This is a genomic window from Hymenobacter negativus (assembly GCF_016056375.1).
Classification (GTDB): Bacteria; Bacteroidota; Bacteroidia; order Cytophagales; family Hymenobacteraceae; genus Hymenobacter; species Hymenobacter negativus_A.
The window spans coordinates 995,889-1,012,583 of the sequence record NZ_JAEDAE010000001.1; the positions used below are offsets into that span (position 1 = coordinate 995,889).

Sequence of the window (16,695 nt, forward strand, 5' to 3'; positions counted from 1 at the left end):
CCTACCAGCCCGGCCGGTAGGTGCGCTTCACAAACTGGTTGGCCGCCTCGAAGTTGGTAACGCGCAGCTGCTGCGGGTCCCAGAGCAGCTCGATGCCGCGGCCGGGGTAGTCAAATCCCGTGCTGGTGGTTTTCGGTTGCCGGATGTCGTAGCCGCGAATGGCGAGGTTGGCCATGAGCAGGGCTTCGGTGAGCGGGCCGGCCAGCTCGAAAGGCGAGCTGACGGCCTTGTTGCCGTAGCCGGCCAAGCAGGCCTCCACCCATTGGGCGTAGTGGCCGTTGGCACCGTCGGGCACGCGGGCCAGGGTGGGTTTTACGTGCACCTCGTTGGTGCGGGCGGTGGGTAGCAGGCGCGGGTCGGCTGAGTAGGTGCTGGCCATCATCTTGCCCTTTTTACCGATGAACAGGATGCCGTTGCCGCCGTCGCCGAACTTCTCATTCGGGCCTAATTCTTCGGGCCGCTCGGGCTGAATACCGCCGTCCATCCAGTGCATCGTGACTTCGTTTTTAGTCTTATTGGTTTTCGGAAAGGTGAGCGTAACGTGACTTGACGGCGGGCAGCTGTCCGGGAAATAGCCGCGCTTAAACTCATCCACATACACGCTGCCTACACTGGCCTGCACCGCCGTGGCGTAGCCCAGATTCAGCACCCGAAACGGCGCTTCCATCAAGTGGCAACCCATGTCGCCGAGCGCGCCGGTGCCATATTCCCACCACCCGCGCCAGTTGAAGGGCACCAGCTTATCGACGTAGGGCCGCTGCGGGGCGGTGCCCAGCCACAGGTCCCAGTCCAGCTCCTTGGGTACGCTGGTAGCGGGCGGGGGCCAGGCAATTCCCTGGGGCCACACGGGCCGGTCGGTCCAGCAATACACAGTGTGCACCTCGCCGATGAGGTGGGCGTCGTACCATTCCTGCAGCTGGCGCACGCCGTCGCCGGATGCGCCTTGGTTGCCCATCTGGGTCACCACTTTGTAGCGTTTGGCGGCCTCGGTGAGGGCGCGGGCTTCGTAAATGTCGTGGGTAAGCGGCTTTTGCACGTAGACGTGCTTGCCCAGCTGCATGGCCGCCAGCGTTATAACGGCGTGGTTGTGGTCGGGCGTGGCCACCGAAACGGCATCGAAATTCTTGCCTTCTTTTTCGAGCAGCTGCCGCCAGTCCTTATAATACCTGGCCTGCGGAAACGCCTGCACCGAGCGGGCAGCGCGCCGGTCGTCCACATCGCAGAGGTAGCCGATGCGGACTTTGCCGGTTTTGGCGAAGGCGGCCAGGTCGCTTTCGCCCTTGCCGCCCACACCCACGCCGGCCACCACCAGCTGGTCGCTGGGCGCGGTGAAGCCCCGGCCGCCCAGCACGAAGCGCGGCACAATCATAAACACGGCCGCGGCAGCAGCGCCCTGCTTCAAGAATTCGCGTCGCGAGGGTGCTTCGGGCAGGTTATTCGGCGACGTTTCGGGAAGGTTATTCATTGCGAAAGACTGGAAAATTGCCGTTTGGAAAGGAAGCCGGAAAGCTAGCTGATAAGGCCGGCTAAAATATTAACAATAAGCCCGTTGCATTACCCTGAAATTCAATCTGCGAATCTGTTGGATTATGGCCTCGCCACTTAGTAAGTGGGTGGACACTCATGCTCAGCAATATTATGTAAATAATTGGTCCCGTTGTGATTGGCCGGCAGCAAATTATTTTATATTTGCTCGCACTGCATGGCCGGTGTTGCTCGCCAGCCTGATACCAGTTGATGGCACTCCGATTGGTTCCTTTCTCAAATCCCACATCATTTGCTAGCGTAACATGGAAAAAAATACGTACGATGCCATTGTCATCGGGTCGGGTATCTCGGGTGGCTGGGCCGCAAAGGAATTGACAGAGAAAGGGCTAAAAACCATCATGTTGGAGCGAGGCCGCAACGTGGAGCACATCAAAGACTACGTGAATGCCAACAAGGCTCCGTGGGAATTTGAGCACCGGGGCGGCAAAACCCAGCAGATGATTGCCGACTACCCGGTGCTGAAGCGCGACTACACCCTCAACGAAACCAACCTCAGCTACTGGGCCAGCGACAAGGACAGCCCTTACGTGGAAATTAAGCCCTTCGACTGGTTCCGGGGCTACCAGGTGGGCGGCCGCTCGCTGATGTGGGGCCGACAGTCGTACCGCCTGAGCGACTTCGACTTTGAGGCTAACTTAAAGGACGGCATTGCCGTGGACTGGCCCGTGCGCTACAAGGACATGGCCCCGTGGTACAGCTACGTGGAGAAGTTTGCCGGCATCAGCGGCTCCAAAGAAGGCCTGCCGCAACTGCCCGACGGTGATTTTATGCCGCCCATGGAAATGAATGTGGTGGAAAAGGACGTGGCCGCCCGCCTCAAAAAGCACTACGCGCACCGGCGCATGGTCATCGGGCGCACGGCCAACATTACGGTGCCGCACCACAACCGCGTGAACTGCCAGTACCGCAACAAGTGCTGGCTGGGCTGCCCGTTCGGGTCGTATTTCAGCACGCAGTCGGCCACGCTACCGGCCGCTGTGGCTACGGGAAACCTCACGCTGCGGCCGTTTTCCATCGTCACCAAAATCCTCTACGACAAGGACACCAAGCGGGCCAAGGGCGTGGAAGTGCTCGACGCCGAAACCAACCAGACCGTTGAATACTACGCCAAAGTCATTTTCCTCAACGCCTCGGCCCTGAATTCGGCCTGGGTGCTGATGAACTCGGCCACCGACATCTGGCCCGGCGGACTGGGCAGCAGCAGCGGCGAGCTGGGCCACAACCTGATGGACCACCACTTCCGGGCCGGCGCGCACGGCGACGTGGAAGGCTTCGAGGACAAGTACGTGTACGGCCGCCGCGCCAACGGCATCTACATCCCCCGCTACCGTAACCTGTTCGGCGACAAGCGCGACTACATCCGCGGCTTTGGCTACCAGGGCGGGGCTGGCCGCGAAGGCTGGGGCCGCGAGATTCCGGAAATGAGCATCGGCGGCGACTTCAAGGACGCCCTCACCGAGCCCGGCAAGTGGACCATGGGCATCACCGGCTTCGGCGAAACCCTGCCCTACCACGACAACCAGATTTCCCTCGACAAAACCAAGAAGGATAAGTGGGGCCTGCCCGTGCTGGCCATTGATGCCAGTATCCGCGACAACGAGCAGAAAATGCGCATCGACATGATGGCCGACGCCCAGGAAATGCTGGAAAAAGCGGGCCTGAAGAACGTAAAGACCTACAACAACGGCTACAACCTGGGCGGCGGCATTCACGAAATGGGCACTGCCCGCATGGGCCGCGACCCCAAAACGTCGGTGCTCAACGCCCACAACCAGGTTTGGGATGCCCCCAACGTATTCGTGACCGATGGTGCGGCCATGACCTCGGCCGCCTGCCAGAATCCCTCGCTGACCTATATGGCCCTCACCGCTCGCGCCGTGGACCACGCCGTGAGCGAGCTCAAAAAGCAAAACCTCTAACCGCCCCATCATGAACAGAAGAGACGCCCTGGCCCGCGTGGCCATCATCATGGGTGGCACCGTTATCGGCGCCGAATTTTTTCTGAGCGGCTGCTCCTCGCCCGCTAAGAAGGAGGACAAAGCCGCCGCCGGTGAGACACCAACGGCCAAAGAAACCAAGCCGTTTCTCGACGCCAAGCAGGTGAGTTTGCTCGATGAGGTGGGAGAAACCATCTTGCCGGCCACCAAAACGCCGGGAGCCAAAGCTGCTCAGGTGGGCAGCTTCATGAGCGTGATGGTGCGCGACTGCTACACGCCCGCCGACCAGAAAATTTTTCTCGACGGCCTCGCCAAGCTCGACCAGGACTGCCAGAAGAAAAACGGCAAAGGCTTTATGGCCTGCGACGCAGCCCAGCGCACCGCCTTCCTCACCGCCCTCGATGCCGAGCAGAAAGCCTTCACCCAAAACAAGCAGAAGGACGACCCGGCCCATTACTTCCGCATGATGAAGGAGCTCACGCTGCTGGGCTTTTTCACCTCCGAAGTAGGCGCGACGAAGGCCCTGCGCTACCTGCCCGTGCCCGGCCGCTACGACGGCAACGTGCCCTACAAAAAAGGCGACCGGGCCTGGGCAACGACCTGATTTTTGTAGGCCAACAGAGAACGGTCATACTGAGCGCAGCATGACCGTTCTCTGTTGGCCTCTGCATTCATTCCAATACCAACCACCTGCCCATGACGCCTGCCATCCGCTTTAAGTTGTCCCTGATGATGTTCCTGGAGTTCTTCATCTGGGGAGCGTGGTTTGTGACATTGGGCACTTACCTGCTGCACAACCTGCACACTACCGGCACGCAGGTAGGCAGTGCCTTTCTCACGCAGTCGGTGGGGGCCATCGTGGCTCCGTTCATTATCGGGCTCATTGCCGACCGGTTCTTCTCGGCCCAGAAAATTCTGGGTGTGCTGCACCTGCTGGGCGCGGTGCTGCTGTGGCTGGCTTCCCGGGCGGGCGATTTCTCGGCTTTCTATCCTTATGTACTGACGTACATGATAGTGTACATGCCCACGCTGGCACTGGTGAACTCCATTTCCTTTCGCCAGATGCAGAATCCGCAGAAAGAATTTGCCTCGATTCGGGTACTCGGCACGCTGGGCTGGATTATCGCCGGCATCACCATCGGATGGCTGAACTGGGAGCAGAGTGGCAACCTCGGCCTCACGTTTCAGATGGCGGCCGGGGCTTCGGCCCTGCTGGGGGTGTTCAGCTTCACGCTGCCGCCCACCCCGCCTGTCAAGAAAGCTGGTCCCGCCACCATGGGTGAGTTGTTGGGCCTCGAAGCCATCGGATTATTGAAGAACCGCTCGTACCTGATTTTCTTTCTGGCTTCAGTGGCCATTTGCGTGCCGCTGTCATTTTACTACGGCTTCACCAATCCGTTTTTGAACGAGACGGGCATGAAATCGGCCGCCGGCATCCAGAGTTTAGGGCAGGTGTCGGAAGTGCTGTTTATGCTGCTGATTCCGGTGTTTTTCGCGCGGCTGGGCGTGAAGAAAATGCTGGCCATCGGCATGTTGGCCTGGGTGGTGCGGTACATTTTCTTCGCCTACGGCAACGGCGATTCGAACTACTGGATGCTGATTGCAGGCATCGTGATGCACGGCATTTGCTACGACTTTTTCTTCGTAACCGGCCAGATTTATACCGACAACCTGGCCGGCGAACAGTCGAAAAGCGCGGCCCAGGGCTTCATTACGCTGGCTACTTATGGGGTGGGCATGCTCATCGGCTCCCTGCTCTCGGGCCAGATTGTGGACGCCCACAAAACCACCGGCGACCTCCACGACTGGCACACTATCTGGCTGATTCCGGCCGGCATTGCGGCCGTGGTACTGGCCGTGTTCGTGCTGCTGTTTAAAGACCAGAACGCACCCGCGCCGGCTGAGGAAATAAGCTACGCAGAAGCCAATGCCCGTTTGGAGGTGTAGAGACGCATATTTGCGTCTCCACTTCTAGCATTACACTTCCCCTATGAAACTACGACTGGGCATGATTGGCGGTGGGCAGGGCGCTTTCATCGGCGGCATACACCGCATTGCCGCCGCCCTCGATGGCCTGTATGAGCTCACCGCTGGCGCATTCAGCAGCGATGCGGAGAAGTCGCGGGCCACGGGCGTACTGCTGAATCTGGCCCCTGACCGCGTGTATGGCTCCTTTGAGGACCTGATTACGCAGGAGAAGCAGCGGCCCGAAGCGGAGCGCATTCAGGTTGTAGCCATCGTTACGCCCAACCACCTGCACTTCGAGCCCGCCAGGCTGGCGCTGGAAAACGGCTTCCACGTCATCCTCGACAAGCCGATGACTTTCTCGCTGGCAGAGGCCAGGCAGCTAAAGGAAATTGCCAGCGCCAGCGGCCGGAAGCTCTGCCTGACTCACACCTACACCGGCTACCCGATGGTGAAGGAAGCCCGGCAACTCATTACTAATAACATCTTTGGCCCCATCCGCAAGGCCTACGTGGAATACCCGCAGGGTTGGCTCAGCGCCTTTGAGGAAGGCACGGATAACAAGCAGGCAGCCTGGCGCACCGACCCCGCCCGCAGCGGCATCGCCGGGGCGATGGGCGACATCGGTACCCACGCCTTCAATCTGCTTGAGTACGTGACCGGCCTGCAAGTCGAGAAGCTTTGCGCCGACATCAATACCGTGGTACCGGGCCGGCGGCTCGATGACGATGGCGCAGTGCTACTTCGGCTGTCCAACGGCGCAAGCGGCGCGCTGGTGGCTACTCAGGTGGCGGCCGGCGAAGAAAACAACATCCGCATCCGGGCCTATGGCGACAAGGGCGGGCTGGAATGGCAGCAAGTGGACGCCAACACGCTGCAAGTGAAGTGGCTGGACCGGCCCACCGAAATTCACCGGACGGGCACGGGCTACGTTAGCTCCTTTGCCCAGCACAATGCTCGCACCCCGGCCGGCCACCCCGAAGGCTACCTCGAAGCCTTCGCCAACATCTACCGAAACTTCGCCCTGACCTTGCAGGCCGAAATGGCCGGCCAGACCGCCCCGCCCGAAGCGCTCGATTATCCGGGGCTAGACGAAGGAATCCGGGGCATGGCTTTCATCGAAAACGTCATTGTCTCGGGCCATTCCGATAAAAAATGGACCGAATTCACCGTCTGACCCGCCCATGACTACCATCCAGGGACCCGCCGTTTTTTTGGCCCAATTCATTGGTGATGAAGGGCCTTTCGACAGTCTGGCCGGCATTTGTGCCTGGGCCAAAGGGCTGGGCTTTCAGGGCGTGCAGCTGCCCACCAACGACCCGCGCTTTATCGACCTGCAAAAAGCTGCCGAAAGCCAGGCCTACGCCGACGAAATCCGGGGCGTGGTGAATGCCGCCGGGCTGGAAATCACCGAATTATCAACCCATTTGCAGGGCCAGCTGGTCGCCGTGAACCCGGCTTATGACCAATTGTTCGACGGCTTCGCACCCGAGGCCTACCGCAACAACCCCAAAGCCCGGCAGCAATGGGCCGTGCAGCAGCTTAAATACGCCGCCAAGGCTTCGCAAAACCTGGGCTTGAAGGCGCACGCTACGTTTAGCGGGGCGTTGCTGTGGCCCATGCTGTACCCGTGGCCGCAGCGCCCAGCCGGCCTGGTGGAGGATGGTTTCGCGGAGCTGGGCCGCCGCTGGCTGCCCATCCTGAACGCCTTTGATGGATGCGGCGTGGACTTGTGCTACGAAATCCACCCCGGCGAGGACCTGCACGATGGCGTGACCTACGAGCTGTTTCTCAACCAGGTGCAGCAGCACCCACGCGCCTGCCTGCTCTACGACCCTTCGCATTTCGTGCTGCAATGCCTTGATTATCTGGAATACATCGACATCTACCACGAGCGAATTAAGATGTTCCACGTCAAGGATGCCGAATTCAACCCTACGGGCCGGCAGGGCGTGTACGGCGGCTACCAGAGCTGGCTGAACCGGGCCGGTCGCTTTCGCTCACTGGGCGACGGGCAGGTTGATTTCAAGGCCATTTTCAGCAAGCTGACGCAGTACGACTTTCCCGGCTGGGCCGTGCTGGAGTGGGAATGTGCCCTGAAAAATGCCGAGGACGGGGCCCGCGAAGGCGCCCAATTCATCAAAGACCACATCATCCGCGTCACCGATAAGGCGTTCGACGACTTTGCCGCCACGGCCCCCAACCCGACCCTCAACCATTCCCTGCTCGGAATCTAACCGCCTTTTCCCATGAAAAAACCTGCTTTATTCTTCAGCCTCTGCGCCTTATTGGCCGCTTGCGATTCGGGCTACAAAAAAGACGGTCCCGACGAAGTGAGCCAACAGGCCGCCTCATCGGCCGAGCTCAAAAGCGACAGCACCACCGGCGCCAACGTGGCGGCCGTAGCCGAGCAGCCGCAGGTGGACACCAGCACTTCGAAGATTGGCACCGGTCACAGCGGCGGCTTGGTCGCCAACGGCGCCAAGCTGATAGCCGCCTCGGACTGCGCCAGCTGCCACAAGGAAAAGGAGAAGCTGGTGGGCCCGGCATACGCCGATGTGGCCAAGAAATACCCGAGTAATGAGGCTAATATCAGCATGTTGGCCGGTAAAATCATTCAGGGTGGCTCGGGCAACTGGGGGGCAGTGCCCATGACGCCGCACCCCGGCGTGACAGAGGCCGACGCCCGGGAAATGGTGAAATACATCCTGACCCTGAAATAAGCCCCATTCGTCATGGCCACGCCTTCCACCCGCCGCACGGCACTCAAAAACATTCTGGCGGGGACAGCGGCGGCTGGGGCCGCGGGAGCACTCGGCGCATTTGCACCCGCTGAACACCCGCTGGAAACGCCCGCCTTGAAAAACAACATCAACCATTCGGTGTGCCGCTGGTGCTACGGCGATTTAACGCTCGACCAGCTATGCGCGGCGGCCAAAAGCATTGGCATCAAAGGCATTGACCTAGTCGGGCCGAAGGAATGGCCGACACTAAAGAAGTACGGCCTGGATTCGCCAATGTGCAACGGGGCTGAAATCAACCTGACCGACGGCTTCAACGACCCGCAGTTTCATGCCACGCTGCAAAAGAATTACGCCGAGATGATTCCGAAAGTGGCCGCGGCAGGCTACAAGAACCTGATTTGCTTCAGCGGGAGCCGGCGGGGCAAGGACGATGCCACCGGCTGGGCCAACTGCGTGCAGGGCCTGACGCCTCTGCTGGAGCTGGCCGCCAGGCACAAAGTGGTGCTGGTGATGGAGCTGCTGAACAGCAAAATCGACCACAAAGACTACCAGTGCGACCGCACGGCCTGGGGCGTGGCGCTGGCCAAAAAGCTGGGCTCCGAGCATTTCAAACTGCTTTTCGATATTTACCACATGCAGATTGACGAGGGCGACATCATCCGCAACATCACCGACAACCACCAGTACATCGCGCACTACCACACCGGTGGCGTACCCGGCCGCCACGAAATCGACGAAACCCAGGAGCTATATTACCCGGCCATCATGCGGGCTATTGTGGCCACGGGCTTTAAGGGATACGTGGCGCAGGAATTCATTCCGAAGCAGCCCGATAAGCTGGCCTCGCTGCGCAAAGCCGTGCAGCTGTGCGACGTGTAGCGCGCCCTGCTCGCGTGCCAAATACTCCACTCTCCAACCATTCACCGTCATGAAAACCCGCCTGTTACTCACCGCCCTGCTGGCCGGCAGCCTGGGCGCCGCCCACGCCCAGCAAACCGCCAAACCCGAGGATACGGAAGTGTATGAGCCCGTGCCCAAAGTGGTGACGCCCGGCAAAGCCATCGGCGATGCCCCTTCGGATGCGCTAGTGCTTTTCGATGGCAAAAACCTGGACCAGTGGGTGCTCACCAGCGACCACAAGGCGCCCGCTAGCTGGACGGTGGCGGGAGGCGTGATGACGGTAAAAAAGGACGTTGGCAACATCGAAACCAAGCGCAGCTTCGGCAATTACCAACTGCATCTGGAGTGGCGCATTCCGGCCAACATCACCGGCACCGGCCAGGCCCGGGGCAACAGCGGCGTCTTCCTGGCCTCGACGGGCAGCGGTGACCTGGGCTACGAGCTGCAAATCGTGGACGCCTACCAGAATAAAACCTACGTGAACGGCATGGCCGGCAGCCTCTACAAGCAATCAATCCCGCTGGCCAACCCCGCCCGCAGGCCCGGCGAGTGGCAAACCTACGACGTGGTATGGACGGCGCCCGTGTTTGGCGCAGGCGGCGCGCTGGTGACGCCGGCCTACGCCACCGTGTTTTTCAACGGCGTGCTGGTGCAGGACCATACCGCTCTCACCGGCCCCACGCAGTACATCGGCAAGGCCTCGTACCAGGCCGCGCACGGCCCCTCGCCCATCAAGCTCCAGGCCCATGGCGACAAGAGTGAGCCGCTCAGTTTCCGCAACATCTGGATTCGGGAGCTGCCGATGGCGGCGGTGGCGAAGTAAAATCGACTTCTCAAAAAAGGAAAACCTCCTGCTAAATCCAAGCTTAGCAGGAGGTTTTCCTTTTTTCGGCCTTATGGCTACACTAAATTCTTCTTGATGTAAGCCAGGCTTTTAGCAGCACTATCGAAGGGCGAGCCAGGCGTGATGTCCTGCTCCACGAAGAAGTATTGCAGGCCGGCTTCGTTGGCGTGGGCGAATATCTTTTTGAAGTCGATGCTGCCGTTGCCCACTTCGGTGAAGGAGTGCGGGGCGGCTTTGTTCATGTCCTTGACGTGCCAGAGCGGGAAGCGGCCGGGGTGCTGCTTGAAGAGCGTGAGCGGGTCGTGGCCGGCTTTGGTGGCCCAGTAGAGGTCGAGCTCCATTTTCACCAGTTTGGGGTCGGTGGCGAGGAGCAGGTCGTAGGGCAGCTTGCCGTTTTGGGCCACGAATTCGAAGTCGTGGTTGTGGTAGCAGAGCTGAATACCGGCTTTCTGGCAGCGCTCGCCGGCTTTGTGGAGCTGGTCGGCGACGTATTTGTAGTGGTCAAGGTTGCCGCGCTCGGCTTCCGAGAGGTAAGCGCACACCATGTATTTCACGCCAGCGGCGGCGGCATCGTCCACGGCGCGGTCCCACTCGTGGAGCATGGTGCCCATGGCCGGCGCGCCGTTCATCTGCTCCTCGCCGAGGCGGTAGTGGCTGCTGGGCATTATCAGGCCGTTTTGCTTGAGCAGAGCGGCGAAGGCCTGGGGCGTCATGCCGTAGAATTTCTGACTGCCGGTGTAGGTAGCGCCCTCAAGCGAGTTGTAGCCCATTTCGGCCAGCCGCGCCAGGGTGCCGGCGGGGTCCTTGGCCATGGCATCGCGCACGGTGTAAAGCTGCAGGCCGATGTACTTTTTATTGTAGCCCTTGTCACGGGCCAGCAGGGCCGGCGATACCAGCAAACCGGCCGATAGCAGCGCGGCCGAAGTCAGGAAATTTCTGCGGGAATTCATGGAGCGGCGTGGGTTGAAGGATGGGTTAATGCGAAGCCAAGATAGGGATTAACAATTACTTGCGGCTAATTCAAAACTTCATAATCGTGCCAGAACGTGCGCTACCACCGGCAGCACCCAGTCGAGCACCAGCACGCCCAGCAGCCCCACCACCGACACAATGGTTTCCATGGCCGACCACGAGCGCAGCGTGTCGCGAATGGATAGGTTGAAATACTGCTTAAACAGCCAGAACCCGCTGTCATTCAGATGCGAAAACAACAGGCTGCCCGCCCCAATGGCCAGAACCATCAGGTTGGGGTTGACGGCCGAATGGGCCATCGTGGGCAGCATCACGCCGGCCGCCGTGAGGCCCGCCACCGTGGCCGAGCCCAGACACACCCGAATGAGGCCCGCCAGCAGCCAGCCCAGCACCAGCGGGGGCAGCCCGGTGCCATGCAGGCCAGCCGTAATGGCCTGGCCCGCGCCACTTTCCACCAGCACTTCCTTCAGCGCACCCGCCCCGCCGATGATGAGCAGCAGCAGCGCTACGTCGCGCAGGGCTTCGCCGTAGGTTTCCATCACGGCGGCCATCGTTTTGCCCTGGCTGCGGCCCAGGCTAAACGTGGCCACGCCCACCGACAGCAGCATCACCACGCCCGGGTCGGCCAGAAACGCGAGGGCCGGGGCGAGCGGGCCGCCGGGCGGCAGCACCGCCTGCAAGCCCAGCACGGCCGCCAGCACCAGCACCGGCAGCAGCGACGACAGAAAGCTGTTTGCCCGGCCCGGCAAGGCGCTTTCGGCCCGCGCTTCACCCCCAAACCCTGCCAGCGGCGCGGACACGATGCCCCGCAGCGTGCGCGCATACAGCGGCCCGGCCACCACCACAGCCGGCACCGCCACCAGCAGCCCATAGCCAAACGTGAGGCCCACATTGGCATGGAACAACGCCACCAGCGCCGTAGGGGCCGGGTGCGGCGGCAGGAAGCCATGCAGCACCGAGAGCGAGGCCAGCATGGGCAGGCCCACGTACACGGCTGGCAACCGGTATTGGTACACCACCGAGAATATCAGCGGGATAACCAGCAGAAAGCCCACGTTGTAGAACAGCGGAATGCCGATGATGAAGCCGGTGACCATCATCGTCCACTGAATATTCTTCGCACCAAACGCCTGCATCAGCACGGCGGCGATGCGCTGGGCGGCACCGCTTTCGGCCACCAGCTTGCCCAGCATAGCCCCCAATACGACCACCAGCACGACGGAGCTCAGCGCATCGCCGAGTCCTTTTTGCACGGCGGCCAGCACCCGCGCGGGCGGCAGCCCCAGCGCCAGCCCCGCCGGAATGGTGACCAGCAGAAACGCCAGAAACGCATTAACTTTTCCCCAGCTGCTGAGGACGATAAGCGCCAGCACGGCCAGCACAATGATGAGGATGGTCATGCCGCAAGGTAGCCCGCCGGGTGGGCATTAACTGCACTCGCAGCCTGGCACCCTACCCCGCCACCGGCTGCGGCGGCTGCATCCGCTCGTTCTGGCGGCGCAGGCGCTGGCAGAGCACCTTCAGGATGTTGCGGGTGACCTCGGGGCAGTCCTCCATCACGTCATAGAAGTCTTCCTGGTCGATGCGAAATGCGGTGGCGGGCCCCAGCGACACGGCCGAGGCCGAGCGGGCTTCGGCATCGAGCAGGGCCAGCTCGCCAAAAAAGTCGCCGTTGTGGAAGGTCGTCAGCTGGCGCGGGCCATCGAAGATGCCGATTTCGCCTTCATTCACAATGAAAAGTGAGGTGCCCAGGCTGCCTTTGCTAAAGATTTCCTGGCCTGCTTCAAACGTCACTTCCCGCATGATGGGCTCGATGTTGCCGAGGATGTTTTCGGGCGTGTTGGCAAACAGGGAGGTCCCCTTGAGGATGAGGACCCGGTCGCGGGCCGTGGTGCGGGGGGTAGTGGTCGGCGGATTCATGGCAAGGAAGGCGACGGCGGGATGCGTGAGAAGGAGTTGGTCGTAGGCCGCCGGGCGCAGCACGGGTAATTGCTGAAGCACGGCGAGGGCAATTTCCTGAACCAGCAGGCTGGTGGCTTGTAAATGAGGAACGAGGTAGGCCACGGTGGCGGGCTGGGGGTGCCACTGCCGCAGGGCCACGCTAATCGTCCAGGCGGTAAACGCTTCTGCTCCCCGGCGCACAATGGTGGTTTGCACAGTTTCGGCGGTGGTGATGGGCCCGAGCAGGGCATCCATCACCTCGGCCCGCTGGCTCAGGCGGCCCGTTTCCAGCATGGCCTGCAAGCCGGCAAACAGCGGAAGCGGAATAATATTTTCCAGGATTTCGAGGGCGCTGGCCTGGGTTTCGCCGGTGGTATGAATGGCGCCGTGCTGCGCTTCCTGCAGCGGCGGCCGCTCGTACACCTGCATCAGCAGGCCAAACAGGCGCTGGGTGCAGCGGCGCAGCTCCTGGCGCAGGGCGGCGCGCAGCTCGGAATTGGCGGCGTGCATGCCGTGCAAAAAGTGTTGCGCCAGGCGCATCTCCTCCTCTATCAGCTGCTGAAAAAGAGGCGCATCGCTGGGCATGGTGGCAAAGCTGTCGAGTGCCCGCAGCGCGGCCGCCCGCGCCTGCAGGTTGGCGCTGCCAGCTATTTCCAGCAGCACCTGTCGGGCGGCCGGCGTGGCCATGCGGGCGCATACCTGGGCCATTGCCAGGGCGCGGCGCGGGTCGGTTTCCTGAGCCAATGTGGGTTTGAGCAGCGGCAGTACCGGCGCCCCGATGCGTACCAGGCCGGACAGGGCCGGTTTCTGCACCTTCTTCATGCACAGGAAGCTCATCATCAGGCTTATCATATCGGGGCCCGGCACTTCGGCCACGGCTCGCACGGCGGCCTGCACCAAGGCCGGCTCGGCGCTGTGCAGGCAGGTCGTGATGGCCTGTTGCTGCTGGTCCGGCGTGAGCAGCGCAATGAGCTCCAAAGCGGCGTGCCGGGCATTTGTTTCGGTGGATGATGCCACGGCGGCCAGGCTGGCCAGCGCCGCGCCATCGGTGGGGTGCGCGCCCAGCCGGCCCCGGATAGCACCCTGGCGCACAGCCCAATCGGAGTGCAGCAGCAGGTCATCGGCCGACGGGTGGGGGCCGGCCAGGCAGCTGGCCATTTCGCGCAGGGCGGGGTCGGGGTCTTCCAGGGCCAGGCGCCGCAGCCGGGGCAGCTCCACCCGGGTTCCCAACAGCCGCAGCGCGCGGTGGCGAATGCGGTTGCTGGGGTGCGTAAGCAGGTGCTCGGCCTGTTCGAGCAGGGCCGTGGCTTCTATTTTGTGTAGGTGCTCGATGGCCTGCAACACCATCTCCACGCTGGAGTCGGACTCGACCGAGCGCAGGGCCGGCGGGCCATCACCCACCTTAACCGGCTCATTATCTGCTACGCCGTGCAGATGCAGGCTGGTTTTCAAAGCCTCCAGGTAGTGCCAGAGCATGTACCGCAGCAGATACACCACCCCGAGTACCAGCGCAGCCATCCACGCAAAGGGCAGCCAAGCGCGGAACGCCGGGAACGGCTGAGCCGCCAGCAGCAGCAGGCCGCCCAGCCCCACGCCGGCCGGCTCATAAATCCCCTTGACCACACTGCGCCCCGCCAAATGCTCGGGCGGCGGCAACCGATGGAACAGCACCAGAAAAACCGGCTCGAACAATGCGCGACGGCATATTTCCAGCCCCAGGTACAGCCCGCTGAAATAAACCAGCTGCCCCCATGGCCCCACCGGCAGCACCCGCAATACCCAGAACACCAGCACACTGCCCAGCACCATGAGCGGCAGCAGCAGCAAGGTGCGGCGCACGCCCACCCAGGCCAGGCCGCGCCGCGCAAACAGCAGCCGCCCCGCCGCCGCCAGCAGATACGCCAGCGCCAGCACCGCGCCCAGGTACTGCAGCACATCTACCGGGCCGGGCAGAAAATTGCGCACACTGAGCAAAAAAGCATACTCCACGCCCACCGCTACGGCGGCCACGGCCATCACGCTCAGGCCCATTACCCGCACCAGCGCGCCCGGCCCCAGTAGCTGCCGGATGAGTGGCAACGTGCGCCCGGCCGGTGCAAGGGGGCCCAAATGGAGCAAGCCGGTTCTTCGTCGAAAAGCCGCCTGCTGCACCAGCGCCGCCAGCACATACGCACTCAGCGCCATAATTAACAGCATCGAAATGGCATGGGCCGCGGGCACGAAAATGGCCAGCGCCGCCCCCACGGCTTTGGCCGGCAGTTCGCCCGAGCTCACCACCCCGAACAGCCGCCGCCCCTGGCGCGCGTTGAACAGCGTGGCCGCCATGCTCCAGGCCTCCAGGTTGGTGAGCAGGTAGAGCAGGCGGTAGCCCGTCATAATGCCCACGGCCGTGGCCACCGATGGCGTGGGCTGCCAGGCCAGCGCCAGCACCACGGCAATGGCCACCACCGCCAGCAGCGCCCGCACGGCCAGGCTTGGCCCCAGCCAGCGCCGTTCCAGGTAGGCATACAGGCTGCCGGTCAGGGCCATAGCCGCTGCTCCAATGCAGTAGGCCACGGGCAGGCTGGCGGCCGGGTGCCGGGCCAGCAGCAACGCCGTGGCCGCCAAATACACCAGCACGGTACCGAAGCTGAGCAGGGAATTATGGGCAAAGAGCAGCCATACCGACGTGGTTTCGTGCGGCCGAACTCCCAGAAACCGGTACCACCTTTCCATGATATTCCTGCTGAATGGGCCCGGCCGCCCGGCGGCGGGCCCTCACCCCGAAACGGTCAGTGCAAGGCCCGTTTTTTAATCAGGCCGCCCTTCATGTCGCTCACGCTCTGCGAGACCACAAAAGCATTCGGGTCAATTTTATGAATCTCATCCGTCAGGCTGACAACTTCCAGACGCGTCACGACCGTGAAAATGGCCTCCACTTTCAAATGCTGGTGTCCGTGCGTGCCAAAGCCTTGGGTACATTCGTACACGGTGGCACCACGGTGGAGCTTATCGGTTATCATGCGCCGGATTTCGGTGCTGTGAAACGAGATGATGGTCAGGCCAGTGTATTCTTCAATACCCACCAGCACAAAATCCACGGTGCGGGCCGCCGCTAGGTACGCCAGAATGGAATACAGCGCCGTTTCTATCGACAGCAGCCAGGCGGCTACCGAGAAGATAATCACATTGATAATGAGCACAATGTCGCCAATGGAGGCAGGTAGCCGGCGCGTGAGGTAGAGGGCCAGAATTTCGGTACCGTCCAGCACCCCGCCGCCGCGCATGGCTAGCCCCACGCCGGCCCCCAAAAAGAAGCCGCCGAACACGGCAATCAGCAGCCGGTCCTGCGTGAGGGGCGGGAACGACACCACCAGCAGCGCCCCCGCCAGCGCCAGAATGGTGAGCAGGGTTTTGAGGGCAAACTTCTGTCCCACTTGGTAATACCCCAGCACGATAAACGGAATGTTGATGAGCACAATGAGCGCCGAGAGTGAAACCCCGGTCAGCTGGCTCACCAGCAGCGAGATACCCGTCACCCCGCCGTCGATGAAGCCGTTCGGGAGCAGGAAACCCTTCAGCCCCAGGGCGGCCGAAAAAACCCCACCCGCCAGCAACAAGCCTTGCATGAGCACCACCCCCACCTGGTGCTGCGCAAAAAAACGGAACCCACCCGTGTCCTCCGGCACCATCACTTTGAGAGGCGCGGGGGCCGGCTGGCGGGCAAGTTTCCGGTTTCGGAAACGTGAAGGCGGTAGTTGTTCGAGCAACATGGCTATTGTCAAAATCTTCTGGCACCGTAATGCTTCCCGGAGTTCCTGCCGGCTTCGCTTCTTCAGCGGCGAAGCGAAGCCGGCGATGCTTC

The 16,695-nt window shown here is 61.9% G+C and carries 13 protein-coding genes; 8 read left to right on the forward strand and 5 right to left on the reverse strand.

Annotation, left to right across the window (positions count from 1 at the left end; translation table 11 throughout):
- Position 1: 1 nt before the first annotated feature.
- Positions 2–1,465 carry a Gfo/Idh/MocA family protein gene (locus I7X13_RS04320; RefSeq protein ID WP_198074474.1) on the reverse strand — a complete coding sequence of 488 codons (1,464 nt, stop codon included), beginning with the start codon at positions 1,463–1,465 and terminating at the stop codon, positions 2–4.
- A gap of 325 nt (positions 1,466–1,790) precedes the next feature.
- Between I7X13_RS04320 and I7X13_RS04325 the strand changes: the two genes are divergently transcribed.
- The 8 genes from I7X13_RS04325 (at position 1,791) to I7X13_RS04360 (ending at position 9,917) form a co-directional block, all read left to right on the forward strand.
- Positions 1,791–3,467 carry a GMC oxidoreductase gene (locus I7X13_RS04325; RefSeq protein ID WP_198068677.1) on the forward strand — a complete coding sequence of 559 codons (1,677 nt, stop codon included), beginning with the start codon at positions 1,791–1,793 and terminating at the stop codon, positions 3,465–3,467.
- Between the two features lie 10 nt (positions 3,468–3,477).
- The gene (locus I7X13_RS04330; protein WP_198068679.1) at positions 3,478–4,089 is read left to right on the forward strand and encodes a gluconate 2-dehydrogenase subunit 3 family protein; all 612 of its coding nucleotides are present in this window, start codon (positions 3,478–3,480) and stop codon (positions 4,087–4,089) included.
- Between the two features lie 92 nt (positions 4,090–4,181).
- Entirely contained in the window at positions 4,182–5,432 is a 1,251-nt protein-coding gene (locus tag I7X13_RS04335; protein ID WP_198074475.1) for a nucleoside permease, read from the forward strand.
- A gap of 43 nt (positions 5,433–5,475) precedes the next feature.
- Entirely contained in the window at positions 5,476–6,627 is a 1,152-nt protein-coding gene (locus tag I7X13_RS04340) for a Gfo/Idh/MocA family protein (RefSeq protein ID WP_198074476.1), read from the forward strand.
- Positions 6,628–6,634: 7 nt separating this feature from the next.
- Positions 6,635–7,687, forward strand: a complete 1,053-nt coding sequence (locus tag I7X13_RS04345) for a sugar phosphate isomerase/epimerase family protein (protein ID WP_198074477.1) — start codon at positions 6,635–6,637, stop codon at positions 7,685–7,687.
- Positions 7,688–7,699: 12 nt separating this feature from the next.
- On the forward strand, positions 7,700–8,173 hold the full coding sequence (locus I7X13_RS04350) for a c-type cytochrome (RefSeq protein WP_198074478.1): 474 nt from the start codon (positions 7,700–7,702) through the stop codon (positions 8,171–8,173).
- Positions 8,174–8,185: 12 nt separating this feature from the next.
- Positions 8,186–9,073, forward strand: a complete 888-nt coding sequence (locus I7X13_RS04355; RefSeq protein ID WP_198074479.1) for a hydroxypyruvate isomerase family protein — start codon at positions 8,186–8,188, stop codon at positions 9,071–9,073.
- 49 nt (positions 9,074–9,122) lie between these two features.
- Positions 9,123–9,917 (forward strand): 3-keto-disaccharide hydrolase, encoded by a 795-nt coding sequence (locus I7X13_RS04360; RefSeq protein WP_198074480.1) that lies wholly within the window; start codon positions 9,123–9,125, stop codon positions 9,915–9,917.
- 77 nt (positions 9,918–9,994) lie between these two features.
- On the opposite strand, the gene I7X13_RS04365 is transcribed toward I7X13_RS04360, so the two are convergent.
- The 4 genes from I7X13_RS04365 to I7X13_RS04380 all read right to left on the reverse strand — a co-directional run bounded on the left by I7X13_RS04365 (position 9,995) and on the right by I7X13_RS04380 (position 16,603).
- Positions 9,995–10,888, reverse strand: a complete 894-nt coding sequence (locus tag I7X13_RS04365; protein ID WP_198074481.1) for a sugar phosphate isomerase/epimerase family protein — start codon at positions 10,886–10,888, stop codon at positions 9,995–9,997.
- Between the two features lie 78 nt (positions 10,889–10,966).
- Positions 10,967–12,310, reverse strand: a complete 1,344-nt coding sequence (locus tag I7X13_RS04370; protein WP_198074482.1) for a gluconate:H+ symporter — start codon at positions 12,308–12,310, stop codon at positions 10,967–10,969.
- 52 nt (positions 12,311–12,362) lie between these two features.
- Positions 12,363–15,566, reverse strand: a complete 3,204-nt coding sequence (locus I7X13_RS04375; protein WP_198074483.1) for a cyclic nucleotide-binding domain-containing protein — start codon at positions 15,564–15,566, stop codon at positions 12,363–12,365.
- 56 nt (positions 15,567–15,622) lie between these two features.
- Positions 15,623–16,603, reverse strand: a complete 981-nt coding sequence (locus I7X13_RS04380; protein WP_211531985.1) for a YitT family protein — start codon at positions 16,601–16,603, stop codon at positions 15,623–15,625.
- Positions 16,604–16,695 lie beyond the last annotated feature (92 nt).